Origin of the sequence: Pseudomonas sp. TR47 (genome assembly GCF_044143025.1) — a bacterium.
Classification (GTDB): domain Bacteria; phylum Pseudomonadota; class Gammaproteobacteria; order Pseudomonadales; family Pseudomonadaceae; genus Aquipseudomonas; species Aquipseudomonas putida_E.
This window is the reverse complement of sequence record NZ_JBHFCS010000010.1, coordinates 107,428-124,618: the sequence shown is the minus strand read 5'-3', so window position 1 is coordinate 124,618 and position 17,191 is coordinate 107,428. Positions and strand designations below refer to the sequence as shown.

The window sequence follows — 17,191 nt, the reverse complement described above, 5'->3', positions numbered from 1 at the left end:
GCGCACTGCTGCGCAGCATGCCCTATTCTGGTGCGAAGGTGCAGCCTTTACTTCAGGCTGCCAGAGAGAAACTGCTTGAGCCGCTCCGATTGCGGGTTAGCCAGCACTTCGCGCGGGCAGCCGGTCTCTTCGACCAGGCCTTTGTGCAGGAACACCAACTGGTTGGACACCTCGCGGGCAAAGCCCATCTCGTGGGTCACCACCACCATGGTCCGGCCTTCCTGGGCCAGGGCCTGCATGACCTTTAGCACATCGCCGACCAGTTCGGGGTCGAGCGCCGAAGTCGGCTCGTCGAACAGCATCACTTCAGGCTCCATCGCCAACGCTCGGGCAATCGCCACACGCTGCTGCTCACCGCCGGACATATGCCCCGGGAAAGCATCCTTGCGATGGGCAACGCCCACCTTGGCCAGGTAGTGCTCGGCTTTTTCCAGGGCTTCTTTCCTGTTCACGCCAAGCACGTGCACCGGCGCCTCGATGACGTTTTCCAGCGCGGTCATGTGCGACCACAGGTTGAAGTGCTGGAACACCATCGACAGCCGCGAGCGCATGCGCTGCAACTGGCGCGGGTCGGCAGCCTTGAGCGCGCCGTCCTTGCCGGCGACCAGCTTCAGCTCTTCGTTGTTGAGCAGTATCTTGCCGGCGTGCGGCTGCTCGAGCAGGTTGATGCAGCGCAGGAAGGTCGACTTGCCCGAACCGCTGGAGCCGATAATGCTGATCACATCGCCTGCCTTGGCCGCCAGGGACACACCCTTGAGCACTTCATGGCTGCCGTAGCGCTTGTGCAGGTCTTGGACTTCTAGTTTGTACATGCTGTCGGTTCTCACAGAGCGTTCAGTGCTTGCGCGGCGCCAGGTAGCCGAGCCAGCGGCGTTCGGCCATCTTGAACAGGCGCACCAGGATGAAGGTCAGGCACAGATAGAACACGCCCGCCGTGATGTAGGCCTCGAAAGGCAGGTAGTACTGGGCATTGACCGTACGTGCGGCACCGGTGATGTCGATCAGGGTCACGATCGACGCCAGGCTGGTGGTCTGCAGCATCATGATCACTTCGTTGCTGTACTGCGGCAACGCCCGGCGCAGGGCCGACGGCAGCAGGATGCGACGGTACATCTTCATGCGGGACATACCCATGGCCTTGGCCGCCTCGATCTCGCCGTGCGGGGTAGCCTTGAGGCTGCCGGCGATGATTTCGGCGGTGTAGGCACTGGTGTTGACGGCAAATGCCAGGCACGCACAAAACGTGGCGCTCGATAGCAATGGCCAGAAGATACTTTCGCGCACCGCCTCGAACTGAGCCAGGCCGTAGTAGATCAGGAACAGCTGCACCAGCATCGGCGTGCCGCGGATCACATAGGTGTAGAGCCAGGCCGTGAGGTTGACCACCGGCTGCTTGGACACCCGCATCAAGCCCAGCGGTACAGCCGCCAGCAGGCCGAAGACCAGCGATATCGCCAGCAGCTTGAGGGTGGTCAGCAGGCCGCCGAGGTACAGCGGCATGGCCTCCCAGATGACGTTGTAATCGAAAATCATAGCTCAGCCACCTTGACGCCCACCGAGTAGCGCTTCTCGAGATACTTCAGTGCCAGCAGCGAGACACTGGTCAGCACCAGGTACAACGCCGCCACCGCCAGGAAGAAGGTGAAGGGTTCGCGGGTGGCGTCTGCCGCCTGCTTGGCCTTGAACATCATGTCCTGCAGGCCGACCACCGAAATCAGTGCCGTCGCCTTGGTCAGTACCAACCAGTTGTTGGTGAAGCCCGGGATCGCCAGGCGGATCATCTGCGGCACCTGAATGCGGAAGAATACCTGCCGGTTGCTCATGCCATAGGCCGCGCCGGCTTCGGCTTGGCCCTTGGGAATACCCAGGAACGCACCTCGGAAGGTTTCTGACAGGTAGGCGCCAAAGATGAAGCCCAGGGTACCGATGCCTGCGACCAGCGGGTTCAGGTCGATGTAGTCGTCATAGCCCACCAGCGGCCCCAAACGGTTGATGATGTCCTGCCCGCCGTAGAAGATCAGCAGGATCAGCACCAGGTCCGGAATACCCCGGATCACGGTGGAATACATATCGCCCAACCAGGCCAGCCAGCGCACCGGCGACAAGCGCAGCGCCACGCCAATCAGGCCGAGCACAATGGCCAGGGCCATCGACGACAGGGCGAGCTGCAGCGTCAGCCACGCCCCGTCGAGGATGACTGCCCCGTAGCCTTTCAACATGATGAGGTCCTCGACCTAAAGAATGAAAAATGGTGCAAACCTCAGAGCCTCTGCTGTTTGCACCATTGCACAGGTGAAACTCGACGTCTTACTTCGAGTCTGGACCGTAGATGTCAAAGTTGAAGTACTTGTCCTGGATCTGCTTGTACTTGCCGTTTGCACGGATCGCGTCGATGGCCTGGTTGATACGCTCGCGGTTGGCATCGTCACCTTTGCGCACGGCGATGCCGATGCCGTCACCGAAGTATTTCGCGTCGGTGAACGAAGGGCCAACGAAGGCAAAGCCCTTGCCGGCGTCGGTTTTCAGGAAACCGTCTTCCAGCAGGGTGGCATCAGCCACGGTGCCGTCGAGGCGGCCAGCGGCCACGTCGAGGTAGATTTCGTTCTGGGTGCCGTACGGAACCACGGTGGCACCTTTGGCGCCCAGCACTTCCTTGGCGAAGCGGTCGTGGATCGAGCCGCGCTGCACGCCGATCTTCTTGCCTTTGAGTTCATCCAGGCTGTCGCTGACGGTAGCGCCGTCCTTCATCACCAGGCGCGCTGGGGTCAGGTAGTAGCGCTTGGTGAAATCGACCGATTTCTTGCGGTCATCGGTAATCGACATGGACGACAGGATGGCGTCGATCTTGCGCACCTTCAGCGCCGGGATCAGGCCGTCGAACTCCTGCTCGACCCAGGTGCACTTGGCTTTCATCTCTTCACACAGGGCGTTGCCGATGTCGTAGTCGAAACCGGCGATGCTGCCGTCGGGCTGCTTGAAGGCGAAGGGTGGGTAGGCCGCTTCGATACCGATTTTCAACGGTTTTTCATCAGCCTGCGACACCAGGGAAAACACGGAAAGCGCCAGGGCGCCAAGCAGTGCGAGCTTCTTCATCAGGTAACTCCATCGGTACGGGGCATTACAAGGCAGGAGTAACAACTGCCCGATATGCGAATGGGTACAACGCGAGCCGCGCAGGGTTCGACCAAGGTCGCAGACCACGAGCGAGTGAGTGGCATTTTAACGACAGCCCGGTAGTCGATATTTCTTCAAAGCGACAACTACTTACAGAAGCGCTTGAAACGGCAGCGGGCGAGGTTGACAGCCTTTGCAAGATATGCAAGAGCGCAAGGAAAATAACCTATAGAACTAGCAATTACTGGGCCTATTATTGGCAAAGCCTTGTACGACGGCAAGTGTAGCGTGCTGCACTGCAAGAAAAGGCGCCGCGAACGCACCGAAACGGGTCATGAGTGTTCCCGCTCGCCCCGCAGCTGTGCGTAATCGGTGACAGAAGAGTTACCGATGAATGTCGGGTAACAGTAAAGCAAAAACCCCGCCGGTTGCCCGTGCGGGGTTTTCGTTTGAAGCAGGACTGCCCCGCAGTCCCGCTCATTGCATCAGGCCGACGCCAGGTTCATTGCCTTGTGGGTATCAATCAAGTGCTGCACCACGCCCGGGTCGGCCAGGGTGGAGATATCACCTAGCGAGCCGTATTCCGCCGTGGCGATCTTGCGAAGGATACGTCGCATGATCTTGCCCGAGCGCGTCTTCGGCAGCCCTGGCGCCCACTGGATCACATCTGGCGAGGCAATCGGGCCGATCTCCTTGCGCACCCAGTTCTTCAGCTCCAGGCGTAGCTGCTCGCTGGGCTCCACGCCGGCATTGAGGGTCACGTACACATAGATGCCCTGCCCTTTGATATCGTGCGGCACCCCCACCACCGCAGCCTCGGCCACTTTGGCATGGGCGACCATGGCGCTTTCGATCTCTGCGGTACCCATACGGTGGCCGGAAACGTTGAGCACGTCATCCACCCGGCCCGTGATCCAGTAGTAGCCATCCTCGTCACGGCGCGCGCCGTCACCGGTGAAGTACATGCCGCGGAACGTCTTGAAGTAGGTATCGACGAAGCGGTCATGATCGCCATACAGCGAGCGGGACTGGCCCGGCCAGGAATCGAGGATCACCAGGTTGCCCTCGGCGGCACCATCGATCAGGTTGCCCAGGTTGTCCACCAGCGCCGGCACCACACCAAAGAACGGACGGGTCGCAGAACCCGGCTTGAGGCCCGTGGCGCCCGGCAGCGGGCTGATCAGGATGCCGCCGGTCTCGGTCTGCCACCAAGTGTCGACGATCGGGCAACGCTCCTTGCCGACGGTCTTGTAGTACCAGTTCCAGGCCTCAGGGTTGATCGGCTCACCGACCGAACCCAGCAGGCGAAGGCTCGAGCCGTCGGCACCCTCAACGGCCGCCTGCCCTTCGGCCATCATGGCGCGAATCGCTGTAGGTGCGGTGTAGAGGATGTTGACCTTGTGCTTGTCGACGATCTTCGACACCCGGGTAATGTCCGGGTAGTTAGGTACGCCCTCGAACAGTAGCGTGGTCGCACCGTTGGCCAGCGGCCCGTAGACGATGTAGCTGTGGCCGGTGACCCAACCGACGTCAGCGGTGCACCAGTAGACCTCGCCGGGGCGGTAGTCGAATACGCGTTCGTGGGTCAGCGCGGCGTACACCAGGTAACCACCGGTGGTGTGCAGCACGCCCTTGGGCTTGCCGGTGGAGCCGGAGGTATAAAGAATGAACAGCGCCTCCTCGGCACCCATTTCCTTTGGCGCGCAATGGCTGGAGGCCACCTTCATCAGGTCTTCGTACCAGATGTCTCGGTGCTGGTGCCAGGCGATGTCACCACCGGTGCGCTTGCACACGATGATTTTTTGCACGCTGCTGGTTTCAGGGTTGGTCAGCGCCAGGTCCACGTTGGCCTTGAGCGGAGTACGGCGGCCACCGCGCAAACCTTCGTCGGCGGTAATCACCACCTTGGACTTGCAATCGATGATGCGCCCGGCCAGCGCTTCGGGCGAGAAGCCGCCAAACACCACCGAGTGAATCGCACCGATGCGGGCACAGGCCAGCATGGCAACCACGGCCTCAGGGATCATCGGCATGTAGATGGTCACTACATCCCCACGGTGCACGTCCTGCCCGCGCAGGGCGTTGGCGAATTTGCAGACCTGCTCGTGCAGTTCGCGATAGGTAATGTTGCGGTGTTCGGAAGGGTCGTCACCTTCCCAGATGATTGCCAGTTGGTCGCCGCGCTCTTCGAGGTGGCGGTCCAGGCAGTTGGAGGAGACGTTGAGAGTGCCGTCGGCAAACCACTTGATATCGACATGGTGATCGTCGAAGGAAGTCTGCTTGACCTTGGTGAAAGGCTTGATCCAGTCAATGCGCTGGGCCTGCTCACGCCAGAAGCCGTCCGGGTTGATCACCGATTGCTGGTACATGGCCTTGTAGGTGGCCTCGTCGGTCAGGGTAGTGGCCGCAACCTCGGGACGAACGGGATACAGTGGAGCCGCACTCATCTGTGTTACCTCGGTGTAATAGTTGTTTTTGTATGGAACCGTTTGTAACTGTACCAGAGCGGCAAAAGCCATACGACGATGGTAGTAACGCGACAGGTTGCGCACCTTGTGGACGGCCGGAAAGGCTCTAGGCCGCAGCTGGCAACCCGGCGAGAGGGGAAAGCAAAAGATTTTCCCGGGGGATTGTTACAGTTTCTGTCAAAAGGCGAAAAAACTTTATCAAAACGCCCACTGTTTCCCTTAATTACCGAAGCATAAGATTCACTACGCCAGCAACGGCAAAGGCGATTAACAACTGGTAACAGTCACAGCCCCCACGAAGGCAACTCGTTAATCGCGCGCTAATCCGATAGTTGAAAACTTGGCTGTATTCGCGGTGCCACAAGCGCCGCGTGCCCCCTCACGACCTTAGACAGGTAAATAGAAAATGAAAGCGTTACTGGTATTGGTACTTGGTAGTCTTTGCAGCGCGGCAATGGCCGATGAAGCAAAGGATGCCGAGCAGATTCCGGTTGAACAGTACAGTTATTCGCAGCACCTGGATATCGCCCGCGTCATCTCCATGAGCGAAGTGCCAAACGTGTGCGAAGTCGTGCCGGCCCGCATGACCTACGAGGATTCCAAGGGTCAGAAGCACATTCTCGAATACCGCGTCATGGGTAACGGCTGCTCCAACGGCTGATGAATGATTTGGGCCCTGCGGGGCCCATTCGTCAACAACCCCACGATGAACAGTGTTGAGTTTAATCCACCCGCCACTCCGTCACTCATTCGACTTGCCCAACGAATAATCCCGCAACTTGTTGGCAATGGTTGTATGTGAAACACCCAGTCGCTTGCCCAGCGCCCGGCTACTTGGATATTCCCCGATCAGACTTTCCAGTACAGCCTTTTCAAAGCGCCCGACAATCTGCGAAAGATCACCTTCAAGGGTAAATTCACCCAAGGGTTGCCGCACGCCGTAATCCGGCAGGCGGATATGCTCGCCTTTCACTATTCCGCCTTCGCACAGCGATACCGCCTGGAACAATACGTTTTCCAGTTGCCGGACATTGCCCGGCCAATGGTAGTGCGCCAGTTTGTCCATCGCCGCAGGCGCCAGGCGCGGCAGGGCACAACCAATCTGCCGGCTGGCCTGATCGAGAAAGTGCTGCACCAACCCCTCCAGGCCGTCCATGCACTCGCGCAACGGCGGTATGTGCAACGACAACACATTGAGGCGATGGTACAGGTCCTGGCGGAATTCGCCCCGAGCGCACAATTCGGAAAGGTCCACCTGGGTTGCGCAGATCACCCGTACATCCAGGTACACCTCCTCATCACTGCCTACACGACGGAAGCAGCCGTCCTGCAGAAAGCGCAGCAGCTTCACCTGCAGGCGAGGGCTCATCTCCCCCACCCCATCGAGGAACAGTGTCCCACCAGCGGTCAACTCCAGCAGGCCCAGTTTGCCTTCGGCGCGCGCGCCCTCGAACGCACCGGGGCCATAACCGAACAGCTCAGTTTCCGCCATGGACTCTGGCAGGCCGGCACAATTGAGGGCCATCAAAGGCGCCTGCCCCCGCGGGCTGGCCAGGTGGCAGGCACGCGCCAGCAGCTCCTTGCCGGTACCTGTCTCGCCTTCGATCAGCAACGGCGCATCCAGCGGCGCCATGCGCCGCGCCTCACGCACCACCGCCGCCATCACACGCGAGCTTTGGAAGATGCTGTCGAAACCGCGCAACTCCTGCTTGCGCACGTTATAGATGCGCTCGCCGATGCGGTCGGCACGGTGCAGGGTCAACACCGCGCCAGCCAATGCCTCGCTGTCGTCATGCTCGGACTGCAAAGGTGCGATGTCGGCCAGAAAAATGTCACCTTTGACCTTGACCCGCAGGCCATTGATTCGTGATTTGTTGGCCCGCACCAGTTCCGGCAGGTCGAAGTCCTCGACATAGCGCGCCAATGGGATGCCCGGCACCTCGTCGACCCTCACGCCCAGCAACTGCGCGGCGGTGCGGTTGGCGGCGACGATACTGCCGCCCATGTCGACCGACAGCACCGGGAAATCCAGCGCCCCCAGCAGCGCGTTGAGCTCCATGTGCCGTCGCTCACTGGGCATCAGGCCGACGCGCTTGACCCCGAAGACCCCGGCGATGGACTCGAATTTCGGGCGTAGAGCCTGGAACTGCAGGTTTATCAGGTTCGGGCAATGCAAGTAGATAGCATTGCCGTGGTCGCCACCGACCTCACCACGGAGCACGTTGATACCGTACTCCACCAACAGGTTGAGGATGTCGCGAAGGATGCCGATGCGGTTCTGGCAATGCACTTTGATTCGCATGAAAGCTCTCGAAGCGGCGAAGTTTTTAAACCGACCGCATAATATTCGTAAAGAAAAGCTGACAAAAACACAGCAAGGGCCAGCTCGACACACCGAATTTTCCGCGATGCTGCCATGTTTGTAAAATTATCGTTACGAAAAACGCCTTGAAACTGCAGTTCAGGCGTTCTGACACCGCGTGCAATCGGGCAGATGAAGGGATATTTCTTAGGTATGTCGTGGACATAACAATAAAAGCCCTCACCAGGAGAGCCACATGAAACAGACGCAATACGTGGCGCGCGAGCCCGATGCGCAAGGCTTCATCGACTACCCGCAGCAAGAGCATGCGGTATGGAACACGCTGATCACCCGCCAGCTGAAAGTCATCGAAGGCCGGGCATGCCAGGAGTACCTGGATGGCATCGATCAGCTCAAGCTGCCCCATGACCGCATTCCGCAACTGGGCGAGATCAACAAAGTGCTGGGCACCACCACCGGTTGGCAGGTTGCCCGTGTGCCGGCACTGATCCCCTTCCAGACCTTCTTCGAGCTGCTGGCCAGCAAACGCTTCCCGGTCGCCACGTTCATCCGCACCCCACAAGAGCTGGATTACCTGCAGGAACCGGACATCTTCCACGAGATCTTCGGCCACTGCCCGCTGCTGACCAACCCCTGGTTCGCCGAGTTCACCCACACCTATGGCAAGCTGGGCCTGGCCGCGACCAAGGAACAGCGCGTGTACCTGGCGCGCCTGTACTGGATGACCATTGAGTTCGGCCTGATGGAGACCGCACAAGGCTGCAAGATCTATGGCGGCGGCATCCTCTCTTCGCCAAAAGAAACCGTCTACAGTCTGTCCGGTGAGCCGGAGCACCAGGCCTTCGACCCGATCGAGGCCATGCGCACCCCCTACCGTATCGACATCCTGCAGCCCCTGTATTTCGTGCTACCGAACCTCAAGCGCCTGTTCGACCTGGCCCACGAAGACATCATGGGCATGGTCCAGCAAGCCATGCAGCTGGGGCTGCATGCGCCGAAGTTTCCACCCAAGGTCGCCGCCTGAGCGACCTTGCCGACAACAACTCGAATCGGAAAACACCTCATGAATGCCTTGAACCAAGCCCACTGCGAAGCCTGCCGCGCCGATGCGCCGAAAGTCACCGACGAGGAACTGGCCGAACTCATCCGCGAGATACCGGACTGGAACATCGAAGTACGTGACGGTCATATGGAGCTGGAGCGCGTGTTCCTGTTCAAGAACTTCAAGCATGCCCTGGCATTCACCAACGCAGTTGGCGAAATCGCTGAAGCCGAAGGCCATCACCCAGGCCTGCTGACCGAATGGGGCAAGGTCACCGTGACTTGGTGGAGCCACTCCATCAAGGGCCTGCACCGCAACGACTTCATCATGTGCGCGCGGACCGACAAGGTTGCCGATACCGCTGAAGGGCGCAAGTAACACGTTGCAAAAGGCCGCTGCGCGCCCTGTTCGCGGGGCGCGCAGCGGCCTTGTTGTGTCAGGAAAATGTCCGGTATCCGCCCGCAAAACCGACAAGCGACCGGGAAAAATTACAAACTGTCATCCAGACTTGTGTATCCTGCCTCAGCTTTGCGAAGCTCCAAACGCGCCTGGCGCAGCCTTTTGACTCACACTTGCGAGGAACGACGAGATGCACGAAATCCCGAATCTTCCCTTCCCAAGCCTGAACCCCGAAGAGCAAACCGTTGCCGCTCACTCCGAACCGGCGCCTGCCGTCGAGGATGGCGACGATCAATCCAGCGCTGACCAGGAATAACCGCGCATCCCCGACTGTGTGAAAACGGCTGACTTTCGGACTACCGCTGTCATCACGTTTTCACACCGTCCAGAACTTCTGCCACGTAGGCCCCCATGCCCGACTCACCGCGCCCCCTTGCGGTCACCCTGCAAGTCGTCTCCATCGTCCTGTTCACCTTCATCGGCTACCTGAACATCGGCATCCCCCTCGCCGTGCTGCCTGGCTACGTGCACAACGACCTGGGCTTCAGCACCGTCGTCGCCGGCTTGGTGATCAGTGTGCAATACCTCGCCACCCTGCTCAGCCGCCCCACAGCCAGCCGCATCATCGACAACCTGGGCAGCAAGAAAGCCGTCATGTATGGCCTCGCCGGTTGCGGCCTGAGTGGTGTTTTCATGCTCGCCTGCGCCTTCCTCACCCACCTGCCTTGGCTGAGCCTGGCCTGCCTGTTGGTCGGCCGCCTGGTACTGGGCAGTGCAGAAAGCCTGGTGGGCTCGGGTTCGATAGGCTGGGGGATTGGCCGGGTCGGCGCTGAAAACACCGCTAAAGTCATCTCCTGGAACGGGATCGCCAGCTATGGTGCGCTGGCCATCGGTGCCCCACTGGGCGTGCTGATGGTAAAGCACCTGGGGCTGTGGAGCATGGGGGTGAGCATCATCCTGCTATGCGCGATAGGCCTGCTGCTGGCATGGCCAAAACGCGCTGCGCCGATTGTCAGCGGCGTGCGTATGCCGTTTCTGCGGGTGCTGGGCAAAGTGTTCCCGCATGGTTCGGGGCTGGCTTTGGGCTCGATCGGCTTTGGCACCATCGCCACCTTCATTACCCTATACTACGCCAGCCGTGGCTGGGCGAATGCAGCACTGACCCTGAGCCTGTTCGGTGCCAGCTTCATCTGTGCGCGGCTGCTGTTCGGCAATCTCATCAACAGGATTGGCGGGTTCAGGGTGGCGATCGTGTGCTTGTCGGTCGAGACACTGGGCCTGCTGATGCTGTGGCTGGCACCCAGCGCAGAACTCGCCTTGGCCGGAGCGGCGCTCAGTGGCTTCGGCTTCTCACTGGTGTTCCCGGCGCTGGGCGTGGAAGCGGTGAATCAGGTTTCGGCAGCCAACCGCGGGGCGGCGGTGGGGGCATACTCGCTGTTCATCGACCTGTCACTGGGCATTACCGGGCCACTGGTGGGCGCGGTGGCGTCGGGGTTCGGGTTTGCTTCGATGTTTCTGTTTGCGGCAGCGGCGGCGTGCTGCGGGCTGGTGTTGAGCCTGTACCTGTACCGTCAGGCGCGGCGTTTCAGGCATATTTGAGCGCATGGGGGGGCGCTACGCACCCCTTTCGCGACACGAGGCCGCTCCTACGGGTAACCGCGTACCTCTGCAGGAGCGGTCTTGTTTCAGCGGGCGTACTGCAACACCACTTCCAGCGGATGACGCATCTGCCGCTCGGTCATGCGCTTGACCTGGCTACGGCACGAATAACCGGTTGCCAGGGCCTCGCCCTCCTTGTCCAGCTTGGTCGCCCAGGACTGTTCGAAGATGGTCCGCGACGTCTCCTGGTTACGCGCCTCATGCCCGTAGGTACCGGACATGCCGCAGCACCCCGTGGCCTCGGTCACCAACTTCAGGCCCAGGCGCGCGAACACCTGCTCCCATTGGCGGGTACTGGCCGGCACGTTGGTCTTCTCGGTGCAGTGCGCCATCAGGCGGAAGTTGCCGGGCGCGGCGTGCGCCTGTTCGGGCAGCACATCCATCAGCCATTCCTGGGGCAGCAACACCTTCGGGCAGCCCTCCAGGCCCGGCACCTTCTGGTACTCCTGGCGGTAGACCAGGGTCATGGCAGGGTCCAGGCCCACCAGCGGTACACCACAGTCGGCCAGGGCCTTGAGCTGGGTGGCATTACGGATTGCCGCCTTGGCAAAAGCCCCCAAAAAGCCCTGCACGTGCAGCGGCTTGCCATTGGCACTGTAAGGCGCCAGGAACACGCGGTGGCCCAGGCGATGGGCCAGCTCGATGAAGGCGGCCAGCAGTGGTGTCTCGAAGTAACGGGTGAAGGCATCCTGCACCAGCACGATGCTGCGCTCGCGCTGGGCCGGGGTCAGTTCACGCAGCGCCGGCACACTGGCCACGCCAACCCGGCAGCGCGTGAGGGTGGACTGGAAGTTGAAGCGGCTGATCAGCGGGCTGTCGACCATGCCGACCTTGTCCGCCAACAAACTGCTGACCCACTTCGACCCCATCACCGCGTTGTACAGCCCCGGTGCATGGGCCAGGTAGGGGATGCTGAATTCCAGCGAACCGATCAGGTAATCACGCAGCGGGCGCTGGTAGCGACCGTGGTACAGCTCGAGGAAACGCGAGCGGAAGTCCGGCACATTGACCTTGATCGGGCACTGGCCTGCACATGACTTGCACGCCAGGCAGCCGGCCATGGCGTCGTAGACCTCATGGGAAAAGTCTTCCTGGCCCTGGTTGCGTGCACGGTTGTTGCGCAGCCGTGCCGGCAGCCCCTTGATCCAGGACACCTTGTTGCGCGCCGCAGCCAGCACATCGATGTTCGCCTCACCCTGCAGGCGCAGCCATTCGCGCATCAACGAGGCGCGCCCCTTGGGCGAATGCTGGCGCTCACGGGTAGCCTTCCACGAGGGGCACATGGCGTCATTGGGGTCATAGTTGTAGCAAGCACCATTGCCGTTGCAGTGCACGGCACTGCCGAAGTCCTGCCATACACGCTCGTCGATGGTACGGTCGAGGTCGCCACGCAAGGTTACGCCATCGACCCTGGTCAACCCTTCGGCGCTGCCTGGCGGGGTGCAGATCTTGCCGGGGTTGAGCTGGTTGCGCGGGTCGAAGGCACCTTTGAGGCGCTGCAACGCCGGATACAGCTCACCGAAGTACTCCGGCACATATTCCGAACGCAGCCCTTTGCCATGCTCGCCCCACAGCAGCCCGCCGTAGCGTTTGGTCAACGCCGCCACGGCGTCGGAAATCGGCTTGACCAGTGCCGCCTGGGCGGGGTCTTTCATGTCCAGTGCCGGGCGTACGTGCAGCACGCCGGCGTCGACGTGGCCAAACATGCCGTAGGCCAGGCCATAGCCGTCCAGCAGCGCGCGGAAATCGGCAATGTAGTCGGCCAGTTGCTCCGGCGGCACTGCGGTATCTTCAACGAAAGGTTGCGGGCGCACCTCGCCCTCGACGTTGCCCAACAGGCCCACCGAACGCTTGCGCATGGTGTAGACCCGAGTCACGGCCTCGGCCCCTTCGGCCAGGGTATGGCCCAGGCGCTCGACACTGGTGTCGCGCTGCAGGTGGTCGATGAAGGCTTCAACCCGAGCATTGACCTCGGCCGGCTCATCGCCACAGAACTCCACCAGGTTGATACCCAGCGTGGGGCGCTCCGGGTCGGCCGGGAAGTACTCGGCAACGCTGTGCCAGACGATGTCTTTCATCGCCAGCATCAGCACCTTGGAGTCCACCGTCTCGATCGACAGCGGCTTGTGCGCCATCAGCGCATTGGCATCGCGCAGCGCGTCCATGAAGCTGGTGTAGCGGACGTTGACCAGCACCGCATACTTGGGAATCGGCAGCACGTTGAGCTTGGCTTCGACCACATAACCCAACGAACCCTCGGCGCCACACAGCACACTGTTGAGGTTGAAGCGGCCCTGTTCGTCGCGCAGGTGCGCCAGGTCGTAGCCGGTCAGGCAGCGGTTGAGCTTGGGGAAGGTGGTTTCGATCAGCTCGGCCTGGGTTTCCTGAATTTCGCGGGCAGTCCGATACACCTCACCCACCCGACCGGGCGCAGCACAAGCCTGCTCCAGTGCAGCGTCGTCGATCGGCAGGCTGTGCAGGCGCTCGCCACCGAGCAGCACGCTGTGCAGTTCCAGCACGTGATCGCGGGTCTTGCCGTAGGTGCAACTGCCCTGGCCGCTGGCGTCGGTGTTGATCATGCCGCCAACGGTAGCGCGGTTGGAGGTGGACAGTTCAGGCGCAAAGAACAGCCCGTGCGGCTTGAGCGCGGCATTGAGCTGGTCCTTGACCACGCCAGCCTGCACCCGCACCCAACGCTCCTGGACATTGATTTCGAGGATGGTGTTCATGTGCCGCGACAGGTCGACCACGATACCGTCGGTCAGCGATTGGCCATTGGTGCCGGTGCCGCCACCGCGCGGGGTCAGTTTGACCTGCTGGAAGCGTTCTTCGCCCATCAGCGCGGCCACCCGCGCCACATCGTCGGCGTCCAGCGGGAACACCGCCGCCTGGGGCAGGCGCTGGTAGATGGAGTTGTCGGTAGCCAGCACGGTACGGGTACCGTAATCGGCGCTGATCTGGCCACGGAAGCCGCTGCTGCGCAGGGCTTCGAGGAATTCTGGGTAGGCGGCGGTCGGCGCAGTGGTCGGCAGCTGGGCGATCATCGAAGGATGGCCTCTTGATATGGGCTAATTCACGGGAATCCTGTCGCCCTGGCATGGGTTGAGCCATGCCAGGATGACGAATAGGCCAATGTTCCTGTAGTTTCGCCCCAGGGGCAAACGGATAATCCTGCCGCTATCAATGACTTTTATGAATGAATTACCGCCACCTCACACCCTCCATGTCATTGCTGCTGGCTTTCGAGGCTGCCGCCCGGCATGAAAGCTACACCCGCGCAGCTGCCGAACTGTCCCTGACCCAGAGCGCGGTCAGCCGCCAGGTGCAGGCGCTGGAACAGCAACTCGGGCTGACCCTGTTCCGCCGCGAAGGCCGCCAGGTACAACTCACCGACGTGGGCCGGCTGTACCAGCGCGAGCTCAGCGAAGCCTTGGGCCGCATCCGCAGCGCCACCTTGCAGGCCCTGGCTTACCAGTCCGGGGTCGGCACGCTGCGCCTGGCGACCTTGCCCACCTTCGGCTCCAAGTGGCTGCTGCCGCGCCTGCATGCCTTCTACAGCGCCCACCCGGGCATGCTGGTGCATATTCATTCGCGGATCGAAGCGATCAACTTCGACACCAGCGAGATCGATGCCGCCATCGGCGTGGCCAGCCATGACCTGCCGGGGCTGATCTGCCATCGGCTGCATGCCGAGGAACTGGTGGTGATCCTGCCACCGCAAGCCAACATCGACGGCCAGGGTTGGGACCCGGCACGTATCAGCGCCGAGGTGCTGCTCAACGTTGCCAACAATCCACATGCCTGGGGCGAGTGGTTTTCACACCATGGCCTGCCGCACCGGGCGATGCGCCTGGGGCCGAGTTTCGAGCTGACGTCACACCTGATCCAGGCGGTACGTGCAGGGATCGGCATCGGCTTGGTGCCGCGGATACTGGTGGACGAGGAGCTGGCCAAGGGCGAGCTGTTCAGCCCTGGTACGGCGTTCGCCAGCCAGCGCAGCTATTACCTGATCTATCCGCCAAGGAACGAAGCGTTGCCCTCGCTGCGGGCGTTTCGTGGCTGGTTGCTCGAGCAGATCTGAGTGCTTTCCTGCGTTCACAGGCCTGTCGCCGGCGAGGCGGCGCATAAAAAACCCGATGCCAGCCACCTGACATCGGGTTTCGTTCACCGCCCGCTGCGCTTACTTGGTAGCGGTGCCGGCTGCTGCGCCATTGCCCAGCTCACGACGCTTGGACTTGATGATGTAGAAGACGAACATCACCAGCACCCACACCGGAATGGCATACACCGAAACCTGGATGCCCGGGATTTGCAGCATGATGCCCAGGATCAGTACCACGAATGCCAGGCAGATGTAGTTGCCATAGGGGTACCACAGGGCCTTGAACAGCGGCTTCTGGCCGGTGCGGTCCAAGTGCTGGCGGAACTTCAGGTGCGAGTAACTGATCATGGCCCAGTTGATCACCAGGGTCGCCACGACCAGCGACATCAGCAGCTCCAGCGCATCATGCGGCATGAAGTAGTTGAGCAGCACGGCAATCAGGGTAACGGCTGCCGACACCAGGATCGAACGCACCGGCACGCCGCGCTTGTCGACCTTGGCCAGGGCTGCGGGGGCATCACCTTGCTCGGCCATGCCCAGCAGCATGCGGGCATTGCAGTAGGTACCACTGTTGTACACCGACAGTGCCGCCGTCAGGACCACGAAGTTCAACAGGTGGGCGGCCACATCGCTGCCCAGCAGCGAGAACACCTGAACGAACGGGCTGCTACCGTAGCTGCCGCCAGAAGCATCGATGCTGGCGACCAGGCTGTCCCACGGGGTCAGCGACAGCAGAACGACCAGCGCACCGATGTAGAAGATCAGGATGCGGTAGATGACCTGGTTGATGGCCTTGGGGATCACGGTTCTCGGCTTGTCGGCTTCGGCTGCAGTGAAGCCGAGCATTTCCAGACCCCCGAAGGAGAACATGATGAACGCCAGCGCCATGACCAGGCCGCTGACACCATGCGGGAAGAAGCCCCCATGCGCCCACAGGTTGGTCACCGAAGCCTCGGGGCCGCCGCTGCCGCTGGTCAGTAGGTAGGCGCCCAGGCCGATCATGCCGACGATGGCCGCGACCTTGATGATGGCGAACCAGAACTCGGCTTCGCCGAACACCTTCACGTTCATGAGGTTGATGACGTTGATCAGCAGGAAGAAGCCCGCTGCCGTGACCCACGTCGGGATCTCCGGCCACCAGTAGTGAATGTACTTGCCGACCGCCGTCAGCTCCGACATGCCCACCAGGATGTACAGCACCCAGCAGTTCCAGCCCGACATGAAACCGGCGAAACCGCCCCAGTACTTATGGGCAAAGTGGCTGAACGAACCGGCCACCGGCTCTTCGACGATCATCTCACCAAGCTGGCGCATGATCATGAAGGCGATGAAGCCGCAGATGGCGTAGCCCAGGATCATCGACGGGCCGGCGGATTTCATCACGCCTGCCGAGCCAAGGAACAGGCCGGTACCAATCGCGCCGCCAAGGGCGATCAACTGGATGTGGCGGTTCTTCAGGCCCCGCTTGAGCTCGCCTGAATGCATGTTGTGTTCACTCATGAACGAAGTCACCTGCATTGTTTTTATCTGTGACGGAATCGGACCCACCGCGCTCGTGGCGCAGCGGAATGGGCAAGGTGGTTACCTTGGTTTCTTGAACACAGTCGCCGCCGCAGCGGATCAGCCAGGTGTGAGCAAGAGTGCGCGGTACGCAAGAGGGTCACAGGTAAAACGCGGCGCACTGTATACCCCTGCAAGCGCGCAGGCGTCAACGCGTTGCGTCGTTTCCTCGGAAAAAACGCAGCGATCCTGTGGTAGGAAGCCCTGAAAGGCGGAGTGATCGGCGTACATGGCGCCTCCATTTGTTGTTCTATAGGCCCGGCTCTTCGGACGGGCTTTTGCACACGGCAATGGTCGCTATATCAGCGTGGGACGGGGGGTTGAGCAATAGGGCTGGCGGCGCAGGCGGGGCTCTTGAGCTGCGGGAGCGGCAAGATCTGTTTACAGAGAAGGTGCCCAGCAAGAGAAACCGGGGCAATTCGTACAGTTTTCTTTACAGGGCGGTTTGAAAACTTGCCAGTCGTCCGAAAAATTCTTTTTCTTCAACATCTTGGCGCGCGGTGAGGCCCACACAAAACTGCAGA

At 61.2% G+C, this 17,191-nt stretch carries 14 protein-coding genes; 6 read left to right on the top strand and 8 right to left on the bottom strand.

Annotation, left to right across the window (positions count from 1 at the left end; translation table 11 throughout):
- Positions 1 to 47: 47 nt before the first annotated feature.
- From ACEWE8_RS13230 to acs, 5 genes are all read right to left on the bottom strand, one after another.
- Positions 48 to 812: an ABC transporter ATP-binding protein gene (locus tag ACEWE8_RS13230; RefSeq protein ID WP_046785395.1), complete on the bottom strand. Its 765-nt coding sequence runs from the start codon at positions 810 to 812 to the stop codon at positions 48 to 50.
- 22 nt (positions 813 to 834) lie between these two features.
- A complete protein-coding gene (locus ACEWE8_RS13225) occupies positions 835 to 1,533 on the bottom strand; it encodes an ABC transporter permease (protein WP_046785396.1) in 699 nt (232 codons plus the stop codon).
- Positions 1,530 to 2,219, bottom strand: a complete 690-nt coding sequence (locus ACEWE8_RS13220; RefSeq protein WP_012315602.1) for an ABC transporter permease — start codon at positions 2,217 to 2,219, stop codon at positions 1,530 to 1,532. The genes ACEWE8_RS13225 and ACEWE8_RS13220 overlap by 4 nt, the downstream gene beginning before the upstream one ends.
- Before the next feature lie 88 nt (positions 2,220 to 2,307).
- Positions 2,308 to 3,093 carry an ABC transporter substrate-binding protein gene (locus ACEWE8_RS13215; protein WP_046785397.1) on the bottom strand — a complete coding sequence of 262 codons (786 nt, stop codon included), beginning with the start codon at positions 3,091 to 3,093 and terminating at the stop codon, positions 2,308 to 2,310.
- A gap of 506 nt (positions 3,094 to 3,599) precedes the next feature.
- Positions 3,600 to 5,561, bottom strand: coding sequence for an acetate--CoA ligase (gene acs, locus ACEWE8_RS13210; protein WP_012315604.1), 1,962 nt, complete (start codon positions 5,559 to 5,561; stop codon positions 3,600 to 3,602).
- A gap of 427 nt (positions 5,562 to 5,988) precedes the next feature.
- Between acs and ACEWE8_RS13205 the strand changes: the two genes are divergently transcribed.
- Positions 5,989 to 6,243 (top strand): DUF2790 domain-containing protein, encoded by a 255-nt coding sequence (locus ACEWE8_RS13205; RefSeq protein ID WP_012315605.1) that lies wholly within the window; start codon positions 5,989 to 5,991, stop codon positions 6,241 to 6,243.
- 81 nt (positions 6,244 to 6,324) lie between these two features.
- Here ACEWE8_RS13205 and ACEWE8_RS13200 read toward each other — a convergent pair whose 3' ends face one another.
- On the bottom strand, positions 6,325 to 7,884 hold the full coding sequence (locus tag ACEWE8_RS13200; RefSeq protein ID WP_046785398.1) for a sigma-54-dependent phenylalanine hydroxylase transcriptional regulator PhhR: 1,560 nt from the start codon (positions 7,882 to 7,884) through the stop codon (positions 6,325 to 6,327).
- Between the two features lie 256 nt (positions 7,885 to 8,140).
- Here ACEWE8_RS13200 and phhA point away from each other — a divergent pair, with 256 nt between their 5' ends.
- The 4 genes from phhA to ACEWE8_RS13180 all read left to right on the top strand — a co-directional run bounded on the left by phhA (position 8,141) and on the right by ACEWE8_RS13180 (position 10,945).
- Positions 8,141 to 8,929 (top strand): phenylalanine 4-monooxygenase, encoded by a 789-nt coding sequence (phhA, locus tag ACEWE8_RS13195; protein WP_046785399.1) that lies wholly within the window; start codon positions 8,141 to 8,143, stop codon positions 8,927 to 8,929.
- A gap of 39 nt (positions 8,930 to 8,968) precedes the next feature.
- On the top strand, positions 8,969 to 9,325 hold the full coding sequence (locus tag ACEWE8_RS13190) for a 4a-hydroxytetrahydrobiopterin dehydratase (RefSeq protein WP_039604830.1): 357 nt from the start codon (positions 8,969 to 8,971) through the stop codon (positions 9,323 to 9,325).
- A gap of 211 nt (positions 9,326 to 9,536) precedes the next feature.
- On the top strand, positions 9,537 to 9,662 hold the full coding sequence (locus tag ACEWE8_RS13185) for a hypothetical protein (protein ID WP_256345817.1): 126 nt from the start codon (positions 9,537 to 9,539) through the stop codon (positions 9,660 to 9,662).
- A gap of 95 nt (positions 9,663 to 9,757) precedes the next feature.
- Positions 9,758 to 10,945 carry an MFS transporter gene (locus ACEWE8_RS13180; RefSeq protein WP_046785400.1) on the top strand — a complete coding sequence of 396 codons (1,188 nt, stop codon included), beginning with the start codon at positions 9,758 to 9,760 and terminating at the stop codon, positions 10,943 to 10,945.
- A gap of 86 nt (positions 10,946 to 11,031) precedes the next feature.
- Here the strand turns inward: ACEWE8_RS13180 and ACEWE8_RS13175 are convergent, their stop codons facing one another.
- Positions 11,032 to 14,049, bottom strand: a complete 3,018-nt coding sequence (locus ACEWE8_RS13175; RefSeq protein ID WP_046785401.1) for an FAD-binding and (Fe-S)-binding domain-containing protein — start codon at positions 14,047 to 14,049, stop codon at positions 11,032 to 11,034.
- 152 nt (positions 14,050 to 14,201) lie between these two features.
- Between ACEWE8_RS13175 and ACEWE8_RS13170 the strand changes: the two genes are divergently transcribed.
- Complete coding sequence (locus tag ACEWE8_RS13170; RefSeq protein WP_046785402.1) at positions 14,202 to 15,086, top strand: LysR substrate-binding domain-containing protein; 885 nt, start codon at positions 14,202 to 14,204, stop codon at positions 15,084 to 15,086.
- Between the two features lie 99 nt (positions 15,087 to 15,185).
- On the opposite strand, the gene ACEWE8_RS13165 is transcribed toward ACEWE8_RS13170, so the two are convergent.
- Entirely contained in the window at positions 15,186 to 16,607 is a 1,422-nt protein-coding gene (locus ACEWE8_RS13165; RefSeq protein WP_161871241.1) for an amino acid permease, read from the bottom strand.
- Positions 16,608 to 17,191 lie beyond the last annotated feature (584 nt).

Excerpts from the sequence above, each read along its gene's own strand:
- ACEWE8_RS13230 (WP_046785395.1), bottom strand. The coding sequence starts at position 812 with ATGTACAAACTAGAAGTCCAAGACCTGCACAAGCGCTACGGCAGCCAT.
- ACEWE8_RS13225 (WP_046785396.1), bottom strand. The coding sequence starts at position 1,533 with ATGATTTTCGATTACAACGTCATCTGGGAGGCCATGCCGCTGTACCTC.
- ACEWE8_RS13220 (WP_012315602.1), bottom strand. The coding sequence starts at position 2,219 with ATGTTGAAAGGCTACGGGGCAGTCATCCTCGACGGGGCGTGGCTGACG.
- ACEWE8_RS13215 (WP_046785397.1), bottom strand. The coding sequence starts at position 3,093 with ATGAAGAAGCTCGCACTGCTTGGCGCCCTGGCGCTTTCCGTGTTTTCC.
- acs (WP_012315604.1), bottom strand. The coding sequence starts at position 5,561 with ATGAGTGCGGCTCCACTGTATCCCGTTCGTCCCGAGGTTGCGGCCACT.
- ACEWE8_RS13205 (WP_012315605.1), top strand. The coding sequence starts at position 5,989 with ATGAAAGCGTTACTGGTATTGGTACTTGGTAGTCTTTGCAGCGCGGCA.
- ACEWE8_RS13200 (WP_046785398.1), bottom strand. The coding sequence starts at position 7,884 with ATGCGAATCAAAGTGCATTGCCAGAACCGCATCGGCATCCTTCGCGAC.
- phhA (WP_046785399.1), top strand. The coding sequence starts at position 8,141 with ATGAAACAGACGCAATACGTGGCGCGCGAGCCCGATGCGCAAGGCTTC.
- ACEWE8_RS13190 (WP_039604830.1), top strand. The coding sequence starts at position 8,969 with ATGAATGCCTTGAACCAAGCCCACTGCGAAGCCTGCCGCGCCGATGCG.
- ACEWE8_RS13185 (WP_256345817.1), top strand. The coding sequence starts at position 9,537 with ATGCACGAAATCCCGAATCTTCCCTTCCCAAGCCTGAACCCCGAAGAG.
- ACEWE8_RS13180 (WP_046785400.1), top strand. The coding sequence starts at position 9,758 with ATGCCCGACTCACCGCGCCCCCTTGCGGTCACCCTGCAAGTCGTCTCC.
- ACEWE8_RS13175 (WP_046785401.1), bottom strand. The coding sequence starts at position 14,049 with ATGATCGCCCAGCTGCCGACCACTGCGCCGACCGCCGCCTACCCAGAA.
- ACEWE8_RS13170 (WP_046785402.1), top strand. The coding sequence starts at position 14,202 with ATGAATTACCGCCACCTCACACCCTCCATGTCATTGCTGCTGGCTTTC.
- ACEWE8_RS13165 (WP_161871241.1), bottom strand. The coding sequence starts at position 16,607 with ATGAGTGAACACAACATGCATTCAGGCGAGCTCAAGCGGGGCCTGAAG.